Genomic DNA, 16574 nt, shown 5'->3' on the forward strand with positions numbered 1-16574 from the left:
CCGTGTCCGGTCGGCCGCGGTCAGGCGGCCTTCATCACCCGGCCGCCCTTCAGCGGGCGGTGCGGGGCGATGATCTGCCCGTCCGGGAGCAGCTCACCGGTGTCCTCGAAGAGCAGGACGCCGTTGCACAGCAGGCTCCAGCCCTGCTCCGGGTGGTGCGCCGTCAGGCGTGCGGCTTCCCGGTCGTTGGAGTCGGCGGTCGGGCAGGGGGGCTGGTGCTGGCACATGGCTGGGTTCTTTCGCTGCGTCGAGTCGAATGTCCTGCGGGTGGACGGTGTGGTCGTGGCCGCCCCCGTATCAGGTCGGTCCGGTCCCAGTGTTGCCCTACGGACGTCTCTCCGCAGGGATTTCGCGGCAGCTGCTGTTCTCCTCCCATTCCGCATCACCCGGCCGGACGGTTCAATCCAACTGCACTGTCCGTTCGGATGGTTCGGGGTGACCTGACCGGACTAGTCCGGACGGGCAACGACGCGCCCCCGCCGGGCAGCAGCTCGGCGGGGGCGCGTGGGGAAGAGCGGTCAGGCGGGCGACCCGAGGAGGCCGGGGACTTCGGGAAGGTCCGGAAGCGGTGCCGGGGCGACACGGAGTGTCATGACCGGAAGCAGGTCCGCGACCCGGTGCGGACGGTGGGCCGTGATGCCCGGAGGCGCGGGTGCCAGGGGCACCAGCACATCGCTCGGGGCGAGTGCGCCGCTGCCGGCGTCGGCGTCGACGTCGTGATGCAGCCACAGCGTGAACATGTACAGCTCAGGTACCGACAGCAGGCGCGGCTGGTACCGATTCGTCGTCGACTCCGCCTGCCGTACGGCCAGTTCGGTGGAGACGATGTACGGGCCCTCGAAGAAGTGCGAGAAGGTCCAGCCGTCGGCGGTGAGCATCGTGTCCGCGGCGGCGACGACGCGCTCACCGCTGCGGATCAGGAATCGCCAGCCGGCGAGGCGGGTGCGCGGCTCGGCCTCGTGCGGCACGATCCGGTCCAGTACGTGGACGGGCAGCGGGAGTTCGGGACTCATCGCTCCCTGGACGGAGCGGAGGGCGGGCGTGTGGGCCTCGCGGACCGCGGTAGGAGAACCGAGGGCCGCGAGAACGCTGCGCAGTGCGGGCGCTGGGGCCGGGGAAACATGCAGCGGCATAGTGGGTTGCCTCTCACTTGGAGACACGGTGATGCGTGGGCGGGTGCAGACGGCGCTGTCGGCGTGCGGGGCCAGAGGAAGGCCGGTGACGGGGCGGACGGGCCGATGCGTCAACTCTCTGCCTCGTTCGCAGAGTTTATACGACAAATGTTCACACTATGTTTCGGCTACCCGTCCCGCGTATTGCGCGCAAGGAGGATTCGAGCCTTTGAATTGCACGTTTCCTGTGGATTCGGGTCCTGCCCGGCCCCCGTCGCCAGGTACTTTCCCGATGCGGCGGTAGGCTGAAACCCATCGGTGTATCAGCCGTGCACCTCGACCGTGCGAACCGCATATGCCTCATGCCTTCGGAATGTGCCTCCGGCTTCAGCTCCCAGACTACTGGGTGTCCGTGGACCGCGGGGACGTTACGGATCATCTCGGCGGGGCATTATCGAACGTGATGCGAGCGGCCTGGGCCGCGGGCCGCCCACTCGAGGAGGGACCCTTCGATGGGTGAGAAGGTCGTGGCGGGCGCGTTCGCCCCGTCCGATCGGCAGGCGTACCGCGAGAAGCTCACCCAGTGCCTGACGGGGCTGGAGAGGCTCCTGTCGGAGCGGAGGTTCGAACGCCCCAGGAATCTCATGGGGCTGGAGATCGAGCTGAATCTCGCGGGTTCGGACGGCATGCCGAGGATGCGTAATGCGGAGGTGCTCCAACGCATCGCCAGCCGGGATTTCCAGACGGAACTGGGGATGTTCAACCTGGAAGTGAATATTCTTCCCCACCGGCTGAGCGGTCGGGTATTCGATCAGCTGGCCGAGGAGTTGCGCACGGGGCTCGCTTATGCCCACAGGAAGGCGGCGGAGGTCGACGCCGGCATCGTGATGATCGGCATCCTGCCGACGCTGGGGCGGGACGACGTGGTGTCGGCGAACCTGTCGGACGTCGACCGTTACACGCTCCTCAACGATCAAATGGCGGCCGCGCGCGGCGAGGAATTCATACTCGATATCGAAGGCGTCGAGCGCCTGGTCTCGACCTCCGCGTCGATCGCCCCGGAATCCGCGTGCACATCGGTCCAGCTGCACCTGCAGGTGACGCCGGACCGCTTCGCGGACGTCTGGAACGCGGCCCAGGCCGTCGCGTCGGTGCAGATCGCACTCGGAGCCAACTCTCCCTTCCTGTTCGGCAAGGAGCTGTGGCGGGAGTCGAGGCCGCCGCTCTTCCAGCAGGCCACGGACGTACGGCCGCCCGAACTCCGGAATCAGGGCGTCCGCCCGCGAACCTGGTTCGGGGAGCGCTGGATCAGTTCCGCGTACGAGCTCTTCGAGGAGAACGTGCGCTTCTACCCGCCCCTGCTGCCGATCTGCGACGAGGAGGATCCGCTGAGGGTCCTCGACGAGGGCGGTGTGCCGTCACTGGCCGAACTCGTCCTGCACAACGGCACGGTCTACCGGTGGAACCGGCCGGTATACGGGCTGGCCGACGGCGTTCCCCATCTGAGGGTGGAGAACAGGGTCCTGCCCGCCGGCCCCACGGTCGTCGACGTCATCGCCAATGCCGCTTTCTACTACGGACTGGTGCGCGCGCTCGCCGACGAGACCCGGCCCGTGTGGACCAGGCTGCCCTTCGAGGCGGCAGAGGAGAACTTCGACGCCGCCTGCCGCCACGGGATCGACGCCGAGCTGCTCTGGCCGCGCCCCGGCCGCTCCGGCGGCGTGGCGAAGGTGCGCGCCGTCGACCTCGTACGCGACGAACTGCTGCCGCTCGCGGCCGCCGGGCTCGACGCCTGGAACATCGAACCCGCGGACCGTGACCGCTACCTCGGCGTCATCGAGGAGCGCTGCCGGCTCCGCGTCAACGGCGCCTCCTGGCAGGTCGACACGTACCACCGCGCCTTGGAGGCCGGACTCGAACGGGAGGGTGCGCTCGCGGCCACCACCCGCCGTTACGGAGAGCTGATGCAGGTGGGTGAGCCGGTGCACACCTGGCCCGTCGGCTTTCCCGCCCCCTGAGGAGACGGCCGCCCGGTGTCCCGCCGCCACGGCCCCGTCGGGCAAGCTATGACCACGCATGGCTGACGGCAGGTGTACAGGTGGAGGCGGGGCTCGTGGCTGAATGCATTCCTCACGAGGGGGTGTCCCGGCGGATCCTGCGGTCTGAGACGCTCCTCGTGCTGGCTCTCTCGCTCGGGGCCAGCGGGGTGTCCGCCCTGATCAGCTTCGTCGGGTCGCTGACCAAACCGGGCGGTCTCAAGGACCAGGCGGCGACGTTGAACGGCTCGTACGCCCCCGGGCGGCCGTGGCTGGACCTGGCCTGGCAGATGTTCGGCATCGCCTCGGCCCTCGTGCCGGTCGCGCTGGTGGCCCACCTGCTCCTTCGGGAGGGTGCCGGCCTGCGGACCCTCGGATTCGACCGCACCAGGCCCTGGCCGGATCTGCGCCGGGGCACCATGGTCGCGGCCGGGATCGGCAGCGCGGGGCTGGCGTTCTACCTGGCGGCGCGGGCCGCGGGATTCAACCTGACGGTGGTTCCGGAGTCGCTCCCCGATGTGTGGTGGAAGTTCCCCGTACTGATCCTCTCCGCGGTGCAGAACTCCCTCGTGGAAGAAGTCGTCGTCGTCGGCTATCTGCTGCGGCGGCTGGGGCAGCTCGGGTGGACGCCGATGGCCGCCCTGGCGGCGAGTTCCGTGCTGCGCGGCTCGTACCACCTGTACCAGGGGATCGGCGGGTTCATCGGGAACATGGTCATGGGCGTCGTCTTCGTGCTGCTGTACAGGCGCTGGGGGCGGGTCGGGCCGCTCATCGTCGCGCACGCCCTGCTCGACATCGGGGCGTTCGTCGGATACGCGCTGCTCGCGGGGAAGGTGGGCTGGCTGCCCACCCCGTGAGCGGGGCCGCCCACCCCGCTCCCGCGGCCCTCAGAAGCCGGCCAGCAGCTCCCCGTCGATCACCGTGACGGCGCTGCCCGTCAGTAGTGTGCGACCGCCGCGCAGCGAGGTGCGTACCAGACCCGACCGGGCGGAGGCCTGGAGTCCGACGAGGTCGTCGCGGCCCGATCGTGCCGACCAGAACGGCGCCAGGGCGGTGTGGGCGCTGCCGGTCACCGGGTCCTCGTCGATACCGACCCGAGGGAAGAAACCCCGGGAGACGAAGTCGTAGGCGCCCGCGGGGTCCTCGGCCGCCGCGGTGGCGATGACTCCCCGGCGGGAGCACGAGGCGAGTGATGCGAAATCCGGCCGCAGGGCGCGCACGGCAGCCTCGTCGGACAGCTCCACCAGGAGGTCACCGACGTGCTCCCCCGTGTCGTGGACGGAGAGCGGTGACGCGCCCAAGGCCTCCGCCAGCCCGGGCGGGGCGGACACGGGTGTCAGCGGCGCTGTCGGGAAGTCCATCGTCAGGCTGCCGTCGGAGTGGACTGTGGTGCCCAGGACGCCGGAACGGGTGGCGAAGCGCACCGTGCCGCTCGCGATCCCGGTGGTGTGCAGCACATGGGCGGTGGCGAGTGTCGCGTGGCCGCACAGATCGACCTCGGTGGCCGGGGTGAACCAGCGCAGCGCCCAGTCGGCCTCACCGCCCGGCGGCAGCGGATGGACGAACGCCGTCTCGGAGAGATTGAGCTCGGACGCGACGAGCTGGAGGCGGTCCGCCTCGGGGAAGGCCGCCGAGTCCAGGACCACGACTCCGGCGGGGTTGCCGGCGAAGGGGCGGTCGGTGAACGCGTCGACGATACGGATCTTCATGGAGCCGACCGTAGGCGGGGCCGCCTCGAGCGGTCCAAGGCCAATCACGGATGCGCGGCCCCTCGGGCTTGCTGCTCCCGCGCGTCCGAGCCGGTGAGGTCGCCGGCCGGCGAGACGCTTGTCAGACGATACGTTCCGATATATCGTCGAAGTGTCGCGACAGTTCGACGAAGGGTCGCGTAAGGACAATGACGAAAGGAGCGCGGTCATGCGTTCACATGGAGACGACCACGGATGCGGCCCCGGGCGGCGAGGCCCCGGCAGGGGTGACTTCGAAGGTGGCCGCGCCGCGTTCGGCCCGTTCGGACCGCCCTTCGGCGGCGGGCCCTTCGGTGGCGGCCGCGGTCGGGGCGGTGGCCGGGGGAGGGCCAGGCGCGGTGACGTACGCGCGTCGATCCTCGCGCTGCTCAAGGACCGCTCGATGCACGGTTACGAGATGATCCAGGAGATCGGCGAGCGCAGCGGAGGGGCCTGGAAGCCCAGCCCCGGCTCGGTGTACCCCACGCTGCAACTGCTGGAGGACGAGGGGTTGATCACCAACGCCAGCGAGGGCGGGAAGAAGCTGTTCACCCTCACCGACCTGGGCCGCAGTGAGGCCGAGTCCGGCCCTGACGCCCCCTGGGAGGAGGCTGGGCGCGGTGTCGACTGGGAGGGTGTGAACGAGATCCGGCAGGCCGGCTTCGGTCTGATGGAGGCGTTCGGCCAGGTCTGGAAGACCGGCTCGGCCGACCAGCGGCAGAAGGCCCTCACCGTGATCAACGACGCCCGCAAGAAGCTGTACCTGATCCTCGCCGACGAGCACTGAGCCGTGCGACACGCACAGGTGGGGGAAGGGCCCTCTCGTGGGGCCCTTCCTCGGTACGCCACGTCGCCCCGGACGGCGCGACCTCACCCGCGAGGATCGCGACCTCATCCGCAAGGATGAGGAACCTCGCCGCTGTCCCCGCCTTTCGCGGGACGGTGGATGGGCCGAGCCGGGGGATGTGTCCGCCCTCCGGGGCTGATGGGGTGGAGACGTGCACATCCGGACGTCAGGGATCCCCGAACAAGCCCCGCCGACCCACCCGTGGGCCGGTGACGGACTGAGCGGCGCCATGGCCGCCGTGGTGACCGGCGCGCGCAGGCGGGCCGTGCGCGACGGTGACCGTCATGTCGACACGGCTCATCTCCTGCACTCCCTGGTCGAGTCCGATCCAGCTGTCCGGGAGGTCTTCGACGGCGGGTCGCAACTGGCCAGGGTGCTCGGATACCTCGTGCAGCGCAGTATCGGGTACGGCCTCCGCTGGCAGGGGACGCAGGAGGATTCGGGCGGGTTCCCCGCCGTACGGGTGCCCCCGGGCGACGGGTGGTCCGCCACGGCGACGGCGGCCCTGGACCGTGCCGGCCGCGGCGCGCTGCTGCGCGGGGAGGTCCACGCCGATGGACTCGATCTCCTGGCGGCGCTGGTCGCGGATCCGCGGAGCCGTGCGGTCGAGGTGCTGGAGCGGGCCGGGGTCGCGGTGGAATCGCTCGGCGCCCGTGCGTCGGACCGGGCGCCCCGGGGGTTTCCGCGGGGGTGATCATGAACACGGCATGGACAGGTGTGACAGGGGTGACGCTGATGACGCCTGCTGCCATGATGTGCCGATGCACGCGTCTCAGGCGAGAAGCGCCGGTCTGGGCCTGGCCCTTGGCTCGGCCTTCGCATTCGGTGGTTCAGGGGTCGCGGCCAAGCCGCTGATCGAGGCGGGGCTCGACCCGCTGCACGTCGTGTGGCTGAGGGTGGCCGGCGCCGCCCTCGTCATGCTGCCGGTCGCCTGGCGGCACCGGCATCTCGTGCGGGAGCGGCCCGTTCTGCTGGCCGGCTTCGGTCTGTTCGCCGTGGCCGGCGTACAGGCCTTCTACTTCGCCTCGCTCTCGCGCATCCCGGTCGGCGTCGCACTCCTCATCGAGTACCTGGCACCCGCGCTCGTCCTCGGCTGGGTGCGCTTCGTGCAGCGACGGCCCGTCACCCGCGCCGCCGCGGCCGGTGTGGTGCTGGCGGTCGGCGGACTCGCCTGCGTCGTGGAGGTGTGGGCCGGTCTCGGCTTCGACGCGATCGGGCTGCTGCTCGCACTCGGCGCAGCGTGCTGCCAGGTGGGCTACTTCGTCCTGTCGGACCAGGGCGCCGGCCACGGGGACACGGCGGACACCGACCCCCCGCACCCCGTGGGTGTGATCGCGTACGGACTGCTCGTCGGCACGGTCGTGCTCACGGTGGTGGCCCGGCCCTGGGGCATGGACTGGTCCGTACTCGGCGGCAGCGCGGACATGGGCGGGCACGGCGTCCCGGCGTGGCTGCTGCTCGGCTGGATCGTGCTGCTCGCGACCGTGCTCGCCTACGTCACCGGTGTCGTGTCGGTACGGCTGCTCTCGCCCCAGGTGGCGGGCGTCGTCGCCTGCCTCGAGGCGGTCATCGCGACCGTGCTCGCATGGGTCCTGCTCGGTGAACACCTCTCCGCGCCGCAGCTCGTGGGCGGCGGAGTGGTGCTGATCGGCGCCTTCATCGCGCAGTCGTCCGCGCCCAGACCGCCGTCGGGTCCGGTGGCATCGGGTCCGGGTGCGACGGCCGCGGTGGCGGCCCCGGCGCACGCGACCGCTGTCGGGAGCGAGTTGTCCCGGCCTCAGCCCCCGTCGTAGGGTGTCGGCCATGCCGCAGACCGTACTGCCGCCTCCTGTCGCCTAGCGCGAGGCGGCCACTCCGGACTAAGGCCGGGCTCGGGTACGCCCCGAGCGGTTCGTCGCTGCCCGCGCGGAGCCGAGCGACCGACCACCCCCCTTCTTCCGGAGAGTCACGTGTCCCACCCTGTCGCCGGTCCGCCCGTCGGGCGGAGCCTGGTTTATCTCGTCGTAGCCGGCATTGCCTGGGGTACGGCGGGGGCTGCCGCATCCCTGCTGTTCCGGATCAGCGATCTCGGGCCTCTGGCCCTGTCGTTCTGGCGCTGTGCCGGCGGACTCGTCCTGCTGGCAGGTGCGCTGGCGCTGCGTCCCGGCCGCCCGCGCACCTCCGACGAGCCACGTCGCAGGCGGCTGCTGCGCATCCTGGGGACGGGCATCGGTCTCACCGTCTTCCAGAGCGCGTACTTCGCGGCGGTCGAGGCGACCGGGCTCGCCGTGGGGACCGTGGTCACGCTGGGCGCGGGGCCCGTCCTCATCGCGGTCGGCGCGCGGTTGACCATGGGGGAGCGGCTCGGTGGGGGCGGTCTCGCCGCGGTGGCCGGAGCGCTCGCCGGTCTCGCCGTGCTGGTGCTCGGTGGCGAATCAGCCGAAGTCCGGCCCGTGGGGCTGCTGCTGGCCGTTCTGTCCGCCGCGGGCTACGCGGCGATCACGCTGCTGACCCGGTATCTCGGCAGGGACGGCGAGGCGGGCGACCCCCTTGCCACCAGCGCGTGGGCCTTCGGCATCGGAGCCGTGGGGCTGCTGCCCATGGCGGCTGCCGAGGGCCTCGTGCCGCACACCGCCGAGACGGGGCACGTGCTACTGCTGCTCGTCTACGTGGCGGCGGTGCCGACCGCACTCGCGTACGCGCTCTACTTCGCGGGTGCCGCGGCCGTCCGCTCGGCGACCGTATCCGTGATCATGCTGCTCGAGCCGGTGAGCGCCGCGGTCATCGCGGTGACCGTGCTGCGGGAACGGCTCACCGCGGCCACGGTCGTCGGCACGCTGATCCTGCTCACCGCCGTGGCGGGACTGGCCCTCGCCGAGACGCGCGGTGCCGCCGCGGCCCGCCGCCGGGCAGCCGTGGGGGCCTGACCCGCCCCGCCCCGTCACCCTGCGGGAGACAGGCCGCTGTCGGGCCTCGGCGCGGTGAGGTAGTCCGGCACTCGGACGGCGGGGTCCAGGTCGCCGGAGGGCACCGGCGCCGCGTATGCCGGGGCCACCGGGACCACGCCCGCCCAGTGCGGCAGGGAGAGGTCCTCCGGCTCGTCGTTCGGTCCACCCGTGCGGATCTTGGCGGAGACCTGGTCGAGGTCGAGGCGGATCACCGCGGTCGCGGCGAGTTCCTTCGCGTCCGCCGGACGCGAGTCCTTCGACCTGCCCGGCACCACCTGGTCGACGATGGCGTCGAGCGCGATGCGCCGCTCCTCCGGGTCCGTCACCGTACGGGCGGTTCCGTGGACCACCACGGAGCGGTAGTTCATCGAGTGGTGGAAAGCGGAACGGGCCAGTACGAGGCCGTCCACGTGCGTCACGGTCAGGCAGACGGCGAGGCCGGGATCGGCCGCGCCCGTCGCGCGCAGAGGGCGCGATCCCGTCGAGCCGTGGACGTACAGCCGCTCGCCCACCCGGCCGAAGAGCGTCGGGAGGACGACGGGCGCGCCGTCGCGGACGAAGCCCAGGTGGCAGAGGTACGCCTCGTCGAGTATCGCGTGGACCGTCTCCCTGTCGTACGAGGCGCGTTCCCTGGCGCGGGTCGGGACCGTGCGTTCCGTCGCCTCGTAGGCCGTGGCCCCGGGGCGGCCGGTGCTGTCGGGCGTAACGGTGTCCGGCATTGCGTACTCCATTGCACTAGTGCATACTGTCGTTTGTGCTAGGAGAGTATCGGATCAGTGGGCGACGCGCATCCGAAATCGCCGCGAGTGTGGAGTGCGGTGTATCCGCAGGTGACCTCGAGCCCGGTCATGTGTTGCCTCCCATGAGGGAGTTGGCGACTCTGCTCGGTGTCAACGCGAACACGGTCGCCGCCGCGTACCGGACGCTGCGCGAACGTGGAGTGATCGAGACGGCGGGGCGGCGGGGGAGTCGGGTGAGGCCGCGGCCCGCGACCACGGCGCGTGGATCGCTTCGCGTGGAGGCCCCGCCGGGGGTGCGCGACCTCGGTGACGGCAATCCCGACCCCGCTCTCCTGCCCTCGCTCGGACCGGCGCTGGCTGTCGCCTCGGACGCGTACGCCCGTCGGCCCGGCATGTACGGCGACGACCCGGTGGTTCCGCGACTGGCCGAACTGGTGCGGGCCGGTCTGGACTCAGACGGCCTTCCGGCGGGGCCGGTGGCACTCGCGTCGGGGTCGCTCGACGCGATCGAACGGGTGCTGTCGGCGCATCTCAGGCCCGGTGACGCCGTCGCGGTGGAGGACCCGGGGTGGGGTGCCCTGCTGGACCTGATCCCCGCGCTCGGCATGCACGTCGTCCCGGTGGCCCTGGACGACGAGGGTCCGCTGCCGGGGGATGTGGAGGGTGCGCTGCGGGCGGGAGCCAAGGCTCTGGTGGTCACCGACCGGGCGCAGAATCCGACCGGTGCCGCCGTGGGGCGTCTGCGGGCGGACGAGTTGCGGTCCGTCCTCGCCGAGCACCCCGGCGTGCTCCTGATCGAGGACGATCACGGCCACGCGATCGTCGACCTGCCGGTCCATCCCCTCGCCGGCGTCACGGAACGCTGGGCGTTCGTCCGGTCCGTCTCCAAGGCGTACGGCCCCGATCTGCGGCTCGCCGTGCTCACCGGGGACGCGCTGACCGTCGACCGGGTGACGGGCCGTCAACACCTCGGGCCCGGCTGGGTCAGCGCGCTGCTGCAGCGGACCGTGGCACACCTGTGGGCGACGGATGCCGTGGACACGGCGGCGGTCGCCCGCTCGTACGGGCGTCGCCGTGACGCACTGGTGGGGGCGCTGGGGGAGCGGGGGATCGCGGCGTACGGGCGGACCGGGATGAACGTCTGGGTGCCGGTGAGTGACGAGACCGGGGCCGTCGCCAGGATGCTGCACTCGGGTTGGGCGGTGGCCCCGGGGGCGCGGTTCCGGCTCACCTCGCCGCAGGGGATGCGTCTGACCGTCTCGTCGCTGTGTGCCGCCGACATCGAACCCCTCGCGGACGCCGTCGCGGCAGCGGCGCGCCCCGCCCGGCCGGTCGGGCACGGCTGAGCGGCAGGGTGTGCGACGACCGCGTCCTCCCGAGCGGGAAGGCGTAGAACAGCTGATGCTTCACGGTGTGACAGACGTAGCATCGCTTACATGTTGAATCTGGAGCGCCTGCGTACGCTGGATGCCCTCGCCCGGCACGGTTCGGTGAGCGGGGCGGCCGGCGGCCTCCACGTCACGACCTCGGCGGTCTCCCAGCAGATGGCCAAACTGGAACGCGAGGTGGGGCAGCGGCTCCTGGCCAGGAACGGGCGGGGAGTCCGTCTCACCGACGCGGGCCGGCTGCTCGCGGACCACGCCGCGAAGATCCTCTCGCAGGTGGAGACCGCCCAGTCCGACATCGAGGCCCAGCGTGGCCAGGTGGTGGGGGAGGTCCGGATCGCGGCCTTCCCGACCGCCGCCCGCGGGCTCTTCCCCGCCGCCCTCACCGCACTCCGCACGAAGCACCCCGAACTCGAGCTGCGTACGACCGAGCAGGAGCCGGAGAGCGGCATCCGTTCGGTGCTCCGCGGGGATGTCGATCTCGCCGTGGTGCTCGACTGGAGCAACAAGCGCCTGCCGGTCCCCGTCGGTCTGGGCAAGACCGAACTGCTCGACGACGCACCGGACATCGCCATGCCCTCGGACCACCCCCTCGCGGACCGCACGGAGGTGGACATGGAGGACTTCGCCGAGGACGACTGGGTGTCCTGGCCGGAGGGCGAGTTCTGTCACGACTGGCTGATGTTCACGCTCCGGTCCAAGGGCATCGAGCCGCGCATCGCGCACCTCGCAGGCGAGCACCACACGCAACTCGCCCTGATCGCGGCCGGATTCGGGGTCTGTGTGGCGCCCCGGCTGGGGCGGGGGCCGGTTCCGGACGGTGTGCGTCTGGTGCCCGTGCGGCAGCCGATGCGACGTCATGTCCACGTGGTGTGGCGCGCGGACGCGGACCGGCGCCCTTCGATCAGGGCCGCCGTCGAGGCCCTGCGCTCCGCGGGCCGGGCGCCGGAAAGCGGTTGAGGTGTCCCGTGATCCATGGCGGGCGCGCGACGACAGCCACGGCACCCCGCCGCGTTGTCGGAACGCCCGAATGCGTCCGGTATGCGGACGTCCCTCCTCTATGCGACGCACCGCATCCGCCGCCGCGCGCTGATCCACCGGGGATCACCGCACGGCCCTCAGGCCGGGCCGGACATCTTCCTGAAGTCCCAGGACCTGACGGTCTGCGGTGTCAGCCGGAGCCAGGCGTGCCGTTCGTCGTGCGGCATGGACTCGATACCGAAGTACTTGGAGGCGAACATCCGCTCCGGGGACTCCAGATCCACGCAGCCCTCACCCCTGCGGGGGATCTCGCCGACGAAGGAGACCTCGCCGGTGAGCTCCACACCGCGCAGCTCGCCGTACTCGACCCCGTCGTCCACCACCACGGCGATCCTGGGGTCGCGCCGCAGTTGTGCCCAGCGCAGACTCCGGGTGAGGGAGTAGAACCAGACGGAACTGCCGTCCCACACGAACCACAGCGCCCCGACATGTGGCATGCCCTCCTGGGAGACCGTGGCGACGCGGCAGGTGCGCTGCCCCGCGAGGTAGGCGTCCCGTTCCGCGTCGGTCATCATGATCCGACGGCCACGGCGCTGGGCAACGGTCACGGGACGCCCTTCCTGGGTTCCGGCAGGTTCCCGGCATCATGGAGGCTCATCCGTGTTCACGCAACGCCCCCGACCGGTCCGGTCCCTCAGGCCAGGGTGATCGCGCCGTTCTCCACCCGGATCGGCTTCTCCGGGAGCGGTACGGTCGCCGGTCCGCCCGTCGCCTCACCTGTCGTGGCATCGAACGTGCTGTTGTGACAGGGGCACTTGATGACTCCGTCGGCGACCCCCTTCACCGCGCAGCCCTGGTGGGTGCACTTCGAGGAGAACGCCTTGAACGTGCCGGGCGTGGGCTGGGTCACCACGACGCCCTCGTCGGCGAAGACCATGCCGCCGCCCTCGGGGATGTCGGACGTCTTCGCCAGGACCGCTCCGTCGCCGTTCGCTCCGTCCCCACTCCCGGCCGGCCGGACCGTGTCCGAACCTCCGGTGTCCTGCGAGCCGCCGCACGCGGTGAGAGCGGCGGTCACGCCCACGGCGCCGACCGCCGCCACTACCGAGCGACGCCCCGGGCGGGCCTGGCTCCCCTGTGATGCGTTCATGCCGGCATTCCCTTCATCGGAGTGACAAGACCTCGGAAGTGGATACGGACCGTCCCTCGCGTTCAGCCGCGCAGGGCCGGAGCGTCGACGCCGAGGAGGGAGTCACGGCGGGCGCGGGGCGGCCAGGGGGCGACCGCCCTCAGCCGTGCAGGCGCACCGGCAGCGCCCGCACGCTGTTGCCCACGAAGGAAGCGTGCCGCGGCAGCCGGGCCTCCGGGACGGCGAGGTCCAGGTGGGGGAAGCGTGCGAACAGCCCGGCGAGCGCGACTGTGCTCTCCATCCTGGCCAGCGGCGCTCCCATGCAGAAGTGCGCGCCGTGGCCGAGTGAGAGGTGCCGGGTCCCGGTGGCACGGGTGATGTCGAAGCGGTCGGCATCGGGTCCGTGCGCCTTCTCGTCGCGGCCCGCCGCGGAGTAACCGGCCAGCACCGGCGTCCCCTTGGGGATCACGGTGCCGTCGAGTGTCAGGTCCCTGGTCGGGTAGCGGAAGGGGAAGTAGCTGACCGGGCTGTCCCAGCGCAGAGTCTCCTCGACCACGTCCGCCCAGCTCGCCCGGCCCGACCGGACGAGGGCGAGCTGATCCCGGTGGGTGCACAGGGCGCGTACGGCGTTGGTGATCAGATTGAGCGTGGTCTCGTGTCCGGCGATGATCGTGAGCATCAGGGTGCCGATCAACTCGTGCGGGCCGAGTCGGTCGCCGTTCTCCTCACGGGCCGCGATCAGCGCGCTGGTCAGGTCGTCCCCCGGATTCGCGGTCCTGTCGGCCGCGACGCCGCCGAGCACCTCCACCATCTCCCGGTTGGCCGCCACCGCCTCCTCGGGCCCGATGTCGGTGGCGACGATACGGTTGGACAGCTGGTGCAGCCGGTCGTGATACCCGGCGTCCACTCCCAGGAGCTCACAGATCACGCTCATGGGCAGCGGCAACGCGAAGTGCGTACGCAGGTCGGCGACACCGTCACCGGCGGTGGCGGCCCGGTCGAGCCCGTCCAGGAGTGAGGTGGTCAACTCCTGGACACGCGGCCGCAGTTCCTCCACCCGTCGCGCGGTGAACGCCTTGCTCACGAGGGCCCGCAGCCGTCGGTGGTCGCCGCCGTCGGCGGTGGTCATCCCCTGTACCGTCGCGAACGTCTTCAGCGGCCAGCCGTCCGGGATCCCGCCTGCCTGGAGCGCCGCGAAGTGCTGGGCGTCCTTGGCGACATCCGGGTGCGCCAGGAACTCCTTGAGGGCGGCGTGACCCAGTACCGCCATGCCCTCCACCCCGCCGGGCAGGAGCACCTCCGCCACCGCTCCCCGGGCCAGCAGGCGGGCGTTGGCCGCGTGCGGGCAGCCGCCGGACGGGTCCATCGCGTGTGGGCTGCCGGGTGCGGAGTTCGCCGGTGAGGTGTTCAACAGGGCTCCAGGTCGTAGGGCGGACGGAGGTGCGGGCACGTTTCGATCCGTCGTTCGTCCGACGCGCCGCGGCCAACCGCCGTTCCGTGCTCGGCTGCCGACTCGGACTCGCCCCGGCGGCGTCGCGACCCGCGGTCACGCGAGCCGGAGCCCCGGGACGCGTCGAACCGGCCTGCGAAGCGGAGGACATGGGAAGCGTAGACCAACGGCCCTGCCCGGCAACGGCTTTCCTCCACCATGACGGAAGGCGGGCCCGGGAGGGTGAGCCCGCCCCGGGTCCGCCTACGTCCGCTCCCGCGAAGGGCGAACCGCCTCGCACGGCCGCCCGTACGCGACGTCAGATGTTGACGCCGAAGTCGGCGGCGATGCCGGCCAGGCCGGAGGCGTAGCCCTGGCCCACCGCGCGGAACTTCCACTCGCTGCCGTGGCGGTAGAGCTCGCCGAAGACCATGGCGGTCTCGGTCGAGGCGTCCTCGCTCAGGTCGTAGCGGGCCAGCTCGACGCCGTCCGACCGGTTGACGACCCGGATGAAGGCGTTGCGGACCTGGCCGAAACTCTGCCCGCGCGTGGACGCGTCATGGATGGACACCGGGAAGACGATCTTCGTGACCTCTGTGGGCACGGACGCCAGCTCCACATTGATCGACTCGTCGTCGCCCTCGCCCTCACCGGTGAGGTTGTCGCCGGTGTGCTGAACCGAACCGTCGGGACTGGTCAGGTTGTTGTAGAAGACGAAGTGCCGGTCGGATACGACCTTGCCCGCTTCGGTGCACAGCAGGGCGCTGGCGTCGAGGTCGTGATCGGCACCGGTGGTGGTGCGCACGTCCCAGCCGAGCCCGACCGTCACGGCGGTGAGGCCGGGGGCCTCCTTGCTGAGCGATACGTTGCCGCCCTTGGACAGGCTGACTCCCACGAGTGTTCCTCCATTGCTCTGGTCTGTGTCGTCATCCGGTCCAACGCCGGAGCGGTCACGATGGTTCCATCGATTGCGCAACTTTGAAACTATGGATGACGACGATGGCCGTCCCGGCGGCGCGGGGGCCCCGGCGGCCCGGGAGGTGGCGACTTGTTCGCCGATGTGGGTTTTCTGGAACTGGTCACGCTCGTGGTCCTCGCCCTGGTGCTGTTCGGCCCGGACAAGCTGCCCCAGGCGATCAGGACCGTATCCGGGTTCGTCCGGAAGTTCCGGGAGTTCTCGGAGAGTGCGAAACAGGAGGTGCGGACCGGGCTGGGTCCGGACTTCGAGGACTTCGAGTTCGAGGACCTGGATCCGCGCGCTTTCGTGCGCAAGCATGTGCTGAGCGACGACGGTCCTGGGCTCGACGCCGTTCGCGACGCCCTGGACCCGCGCCCCGAGCTGGACGAGGTCATGAGGGCGGTGCGGGAGGCGGCCGGCGCCGAGCCGGTCCGCGACTCCCCGGCGGCGCCCTCTGCCCCGCCCCGCCCGGAGGGGGACCGTGTCTCTCCGCGCAAGGGCGGGGTGGCGGCCGGACGCCCTCCGTTCGACCCTGACGCCACCTGACCCGGGCGGGTGATGCCGGACCTTCGCGTCCCCGCGTGACGGACTTCACGACAGTTTAGAACCTGCGCAACTATTAAAGTGATGTGCATGAGTGGAGACGGTACGACGGTGTGGGAAGTCGCGGTGCTCGCCGGAGGGCCCGCCGACGGGCTGCGGATGAGGGTGGCCGACCGGCCCGGGGTGGTCCAGGTGACCAGCCCCTGCGAGCTGGACGGACCGCCGCCGGGGGTGCGGGTGGACGCGCTGTACGTCTACCGGCGCGAGCCGCAGCCGCGAGGTGGGCTGCTGCGCTACGGGTTCGACGCGGCCAGCCCCTGATGCGCGCGCCGGGCGCGGGTTCAGCGCCCCGGGGCGCCGTCCTGCCGGACGGGCCTGTGGGGCGGAGTCGCGCCGTCGGGGTCGGCCGCCGTGGTCCGGGGTGTGACGGGTTCGGTCTGTGCGGCTGCGGGTGCGGCGGTGGCGCGGGGAGCAGCCCCGGGGGGCGTGCCGTCCTCCTTCATGGCCTTCGTCTCACTCTTGAGGATGCGCAGGGACTGGCCCAGTGCGCGGGCCGAGTCCGGCAGCTTCTTCGATCCGAACAGCACGATGACCACGATCGCCAGGATCAGCAGGTGCCAGGGTTCCAGTCCGTTGCGGAGCATTGCCACCCCGTCCTCTCTCTTGCCGGTGCGGGCGTGCGTCGCGGTGGGTGCGACGTACGCTTCAAAGATTGCTAGATTGCGCAACTGTACAAGCGTGGGGCGGGTTCAGTCGTCCC

Annotated in this window: 19 protein-coding genes; 10 read left to right on the forward strand and 9 right to left on the reverse strand. The window is 71.3% G+C overall.

Annotation, left to right across the window (positions count from 1 at the left end):
- Nucleotides 1-20: 20 nt before the first annotated feature.
- Together JOC24_RS27880 and JOC24_RS27885 are read right to left on the reverse strand one after the other, a co-directional pair.
- Nucleotides 21-227, reverse strand: coding sequence for a DUF5999 family protein (locus JOC24_RS27880; protein WP_205023174.1), 207 nt, complete (start codon nucleotides 225-227; stop codon nucleotides 21-23).
- Between the two features lie 291 nt (nucleotides 228-518).
- Nucleotides 519-1133: a hypothetical protein gene (locus JOC24_RS27885; protein WP_205023175.1), complete on the reverse strand. Its 615-nt coding sequence runs from the start codon at nucleotides 1131-1133 to the stop codon at nucleotides 519-521.
- A 491-nt stretch (nucleotides 1134-1624) separates the two neighbouring features.
- Between JOC24_RS27885 and JOC24_RS27890 the strand changes: the two genes are divergently transcribed.
- Both JOC24_RS27890 and JOC24_RS27895 read left to right on the forward strand, forming a co-directional pair.
- Nucleotides 1625-3130, forward strand: coding sequence for a glutamate-cysteine ligase family protein (locus JOC24_RS27890; RefSeq protein WP_205023176.1), 1506 nt, complete (start codon nucleotides 1625-1627; stop codon nucleotides 3128-3130).
- A 95-nt stretch (nucleotides 3131-3225) separates the two neighbouring features.
- Nucleotides 3226-4005: a CPBP family intramembrane glutamic endopeptidase gene (locus JOC24_RS27895; protein WP_205023177.1), complete on the forward strand. Its 780-nt coding sequence runs from the start codon at nucleotides 3226-3228 to the stop codon at nucleotides 4003-4005.
- 30 nt (nucleotides 4006-4035) lie between these two features.
- Here JOC24_RS27895 and JOC24_RS27900 read toward each other — a convergent pair whose 3' ends face one another.
- Complete coding sequence (locus JOC24_RS27900) at nucleotides 4036-4857, reverse strand: PhzF family phenazine biosynthesis protein (protein ID WP_205023178.1); 822 nt, start codon at nucleotides 4855-4857, stop codon at nucleotides 4036-4038.
- 208 nt (nucleotides 4858-5065) lie between these two features.
- On the opposite strand from JOC24_RS27900, the gene JOC24_RS27905 reads away from it, so the two are divergent.
- The 4 genes from JOC24_RS27905 to JOC24_RS27920 all read left to right on the forward strand — a co-directional run bounded on the left by JOC24_RS27905 (nucleotide 5066) and on the right by JOC24_RS27920 (nucleotide 8628).
- The gene (locus JOC24_RS27905) at nucleotides 5066-5662 is read left to right on the forward strand and encodes a PadR family transcriptional regulator (RefSeq protein WP_205023179.1); all 597 of its coding nucleotides are present in this window, start codon (nucleotides 5066-5068) and stop codon (nucleotides 5660-5662) included.
- A 211-nt stretch (nucleotides 5663-5873) separates the two neighbouring features.
- Entirely contained in the window at nucleotides 5874-6416 is a 543-nt protein-coding gene (locus JOC24_RS27910; protein WP_374104532.1) for a Clp protease N-terminal domain-containing protein, read from the forward strand.
- A 67-nt stretch (nucleotides 6417-6483) separates the two neighbouring features.
- A complete protein-coding gene (locus tag JOC24_RS27915; RefSeq protein WP_205023180.1) occupies nucleotides 6484-7515 on the forward strand; it encodes an EamA family transporter in 1032 nt (343 codons plus the stop codon).
- Nucleotides 7516-7671: 156 nt separating this feature from the next.
- The gene (locus tag JOC24_RS27920; RefSeq protein WP_205023181.1) at nucleotides 7672-8628 is read left to right on the forward strand and encodes a DMT family transporter; all 957 of its coding nucleotides are present in this window, start codon (nucleotides 7672-7674) and stop codon (nucleotides 8626-8628) included.
- Between the two features lie 14 nt (nucleotides 8629-8642).
- Here the strand turns inward: JOC24_RS27920 and JOC24_RS27925 are convergent, their stop codons facing one another.
- Nucleotides 8643-9368: a pyridoxamine 5'-phosphate oxidase family protein gene (locus JOC24_RS27925; RefSeq protein WP_205023182.1), complete on the reverse strand. Its 726-nt coding sequence runs from the start codon at nucleotides 9366-9368 to the stop codon at nucleotides 8643-8645.
- Between the two features lie 35 nt (nucleotides 9369-9403).
- Here JOC24_RS27925 and JOC24_RS27930 point away from each other — a divergent pair, with 35 nt between their 5' ends.
- Together JOC24_RS27930 and JOC24_RS27935 are read left to right on the forward strand one after the other, a co-directional pair.
- Nucleotides 9404-10735 (forward strand): aminotransferase class I/II-fold pyridoxal phosphate-dependent enzyme, encoded by a 1332-nt coding sequence (locus JOC24_RS27930; protein ID WP_205023183.1) that lies wholly within the window; start codon nucleotides 9404-9406, stop codon nucleotides 10733-10735.
- A 90-nt stretch (nucleotides 10736-10825) separates the two neighbouring features.
- Entirely contained in the window at nucleotides 10826-11734 is a 909-nt protein-coding gene (locus JOC24_RS27935) for a LysR family transcriptional regulator (RefSeq protein ID WP_205023184.1), read from the forward strand.
- A 158-nt stretch (nucleotides 11735-11892) separates the two neighbouring features.
- On the opposite strand, the gene JOC24_RS27940 is transcribed toward JOC24_RS27935, so the two are convergent.
- From JOC24_RS27940 to JOC24_RS27955, 4 genes are all read right to left on the reverse strand, one after another.
- Entirely contained in the window at nucleotides 11893-12363 is a 471-nt protein-coding gene (locus JOC24_RS27940; protein ID WP_205023185.1) for a pyridoxamine 5'-phosphate oxidase family protein, read from the reverse strand.
- Between the two features lie 86 nt (nucleotides 12364-12449).
- Nucleotides 12450-12905, reverse strand: a complete 456-nt coding sequence (locus JOC24_RS27945) for a Rieske (2Fe-2S) protein (RefSeq protein WP_205023186.1) — start codon at nucleotides 12903-12905, stop codon at nucleotides 12450-12452.
- Between the two features lie 139 nt (nucleotides 12906-13044).
- Nucleotides 13045-14295, reverse strand: coding sequence for a cytochrome P450 family protein (locus JOC24_RS27950; protein ID WP_374104533.1), 1251 nt, complete (start codon nucleotides 14293-14295; stop codon nucleotides 13045-13047).
- 337 nt (nucleotides 14296-14632) lie between these two features.
- The gene (locus tag JOC24_RS27955) at nucleotides 14633-15208 is read right to left on the reverse strand and encodes a TerD family protein (RefSeq protein WP_205023187.1); all 576 of its coding nucleotides are present in this window, start codon (nucleotides 15206-15208) and stop codon (nucleotides 14633-14635) included.
- Between the two features lie 153 nt (nucleotides 15209-15361).
- Here JOC24_RS27955 and JOC24_RS27960 point away from each other — a divergent pair, with 153 nt between their 5' ends.
- Nucleotides 15362-15817, forward strand: a complete 456-nt coding sequence (locus tag JOC24_RS27960) for a sec-independent translocase (RefSeq protein WP_205023188.1) — start codon at nucleotides 15362-15364, stop codon at nucleotides 15815-15817.
- Between the two features lie 87 nt (nucleotides 15818-15904).
- A complete protein-coding gene (locus tag JOC24_RS27965; RefSeq protein WP_205023189.1) occupies nucleotides 15905-16135 on the forward strand; it encodes a hypothetical protein in 231 nt (76 codons plus the stop codon).
- 20 nt (nucleotides 16136-16155) lie between these two features.
- Here JOC24_RS27965 and tatA read toward each other — a convergent pair whose 3' ends face one another.
- A complete protein-coding gene (gene tatA / locus JOC24_RS27970) occupies nucleotides 16156-16458 on the reverse strand; it encodes a Sec-independent protein translocase subunit TatA (RefSeq protein ID WP_205023190.1) in 303 nt (100 codons plus the stop codon).
- Nucleotides 16459-16574: the final 116 nt, after the last annotated feature.

It is taken from the genome of Streptomyces sp. HB132 (assembly GCF_016909575.1).
Classification (GTDB): Bacteria; Actinomycetota; Actinomycetes; order Streptomycetales; family Streptomycetaceae; genus Streptomyces.

Coding starts and splice junctions, on each gene's coding strand:
- JOC24_RS27880 (WP_205023174.1), bottom strand. CDS start 227: ATGTGCCAGCACCAGCCCCCCTGCCCGACCGCCGACTCCAACGACCGG.
- JOC24_RS27885 (WP_205023175.1), bottom strand. CDS start 1,133: ATGCCGCTGCATGTTTCCCCGGCCCCAGCGCCCGCACTGCGCAGCGTT.
- JOC24_RS27890 (WP_205023176.1), top strand. CDS start 1,625: ATGGGTGAGAAGGTCGTGGCGGGCGCGTTCGCCCCGTCCGATCGGCAG.
- JOC24_RS27900 (WP_205023178.1), bottom strand. CDS start 4,857: ATGAAGATCCGTATCGTCGACGCGTTCACCGACCGCCCCTTCGCCGGC.
- JOC24_RS27905 (WP_205023179.1), top strand. CDS start 5,066: ATGCGTTCACATGGAGACGACCACGGATGCGGCCCCGGGCGGCGAGGC.
- JOC24_RS27915 (WP_205023180.1), top strand. CDS start 6,484: ATGCACGCGTCTCAGGCGAGAAGCGCCGGTCTGGGCCTGGCCCTTGGC.
- JOC24_RS27925 (WP_205023182.1), bottom strand. CDS start 9,368: ATGCCGGACACCGTTACGCCCGACAGCACCGGCCGCCCCGGGGCCACG.
- JOC24_RS27935 (WP_205023184.1), top strand. CDS start 10,826: ATGTTGAATCTGGAGCGCCTGCGTACGCTGGATGCCCTCGCCCGGCAC.
- JOC24_RS27945 (WP_205023186.1), bottom strand. CDS start 12,905: ATGAACGCATCACAGGGGAGCCAGGCCCGCCCGGGGCGTCGCTCGGTA.
- JOC24_RS27965 (WP_205023189.1), top strand. CDS start 15,905: ATGAGTGGAGACGGTACGACGGTGTGGGAAGTCGCGGTGCTCGCCGGA.
- tatA (WP_205023190.1), bottom strand. CDS start 16,458: ATGCTCCGCAACGGACTGGAACCCTGGCACCTGCTGATCCTGGCGATC.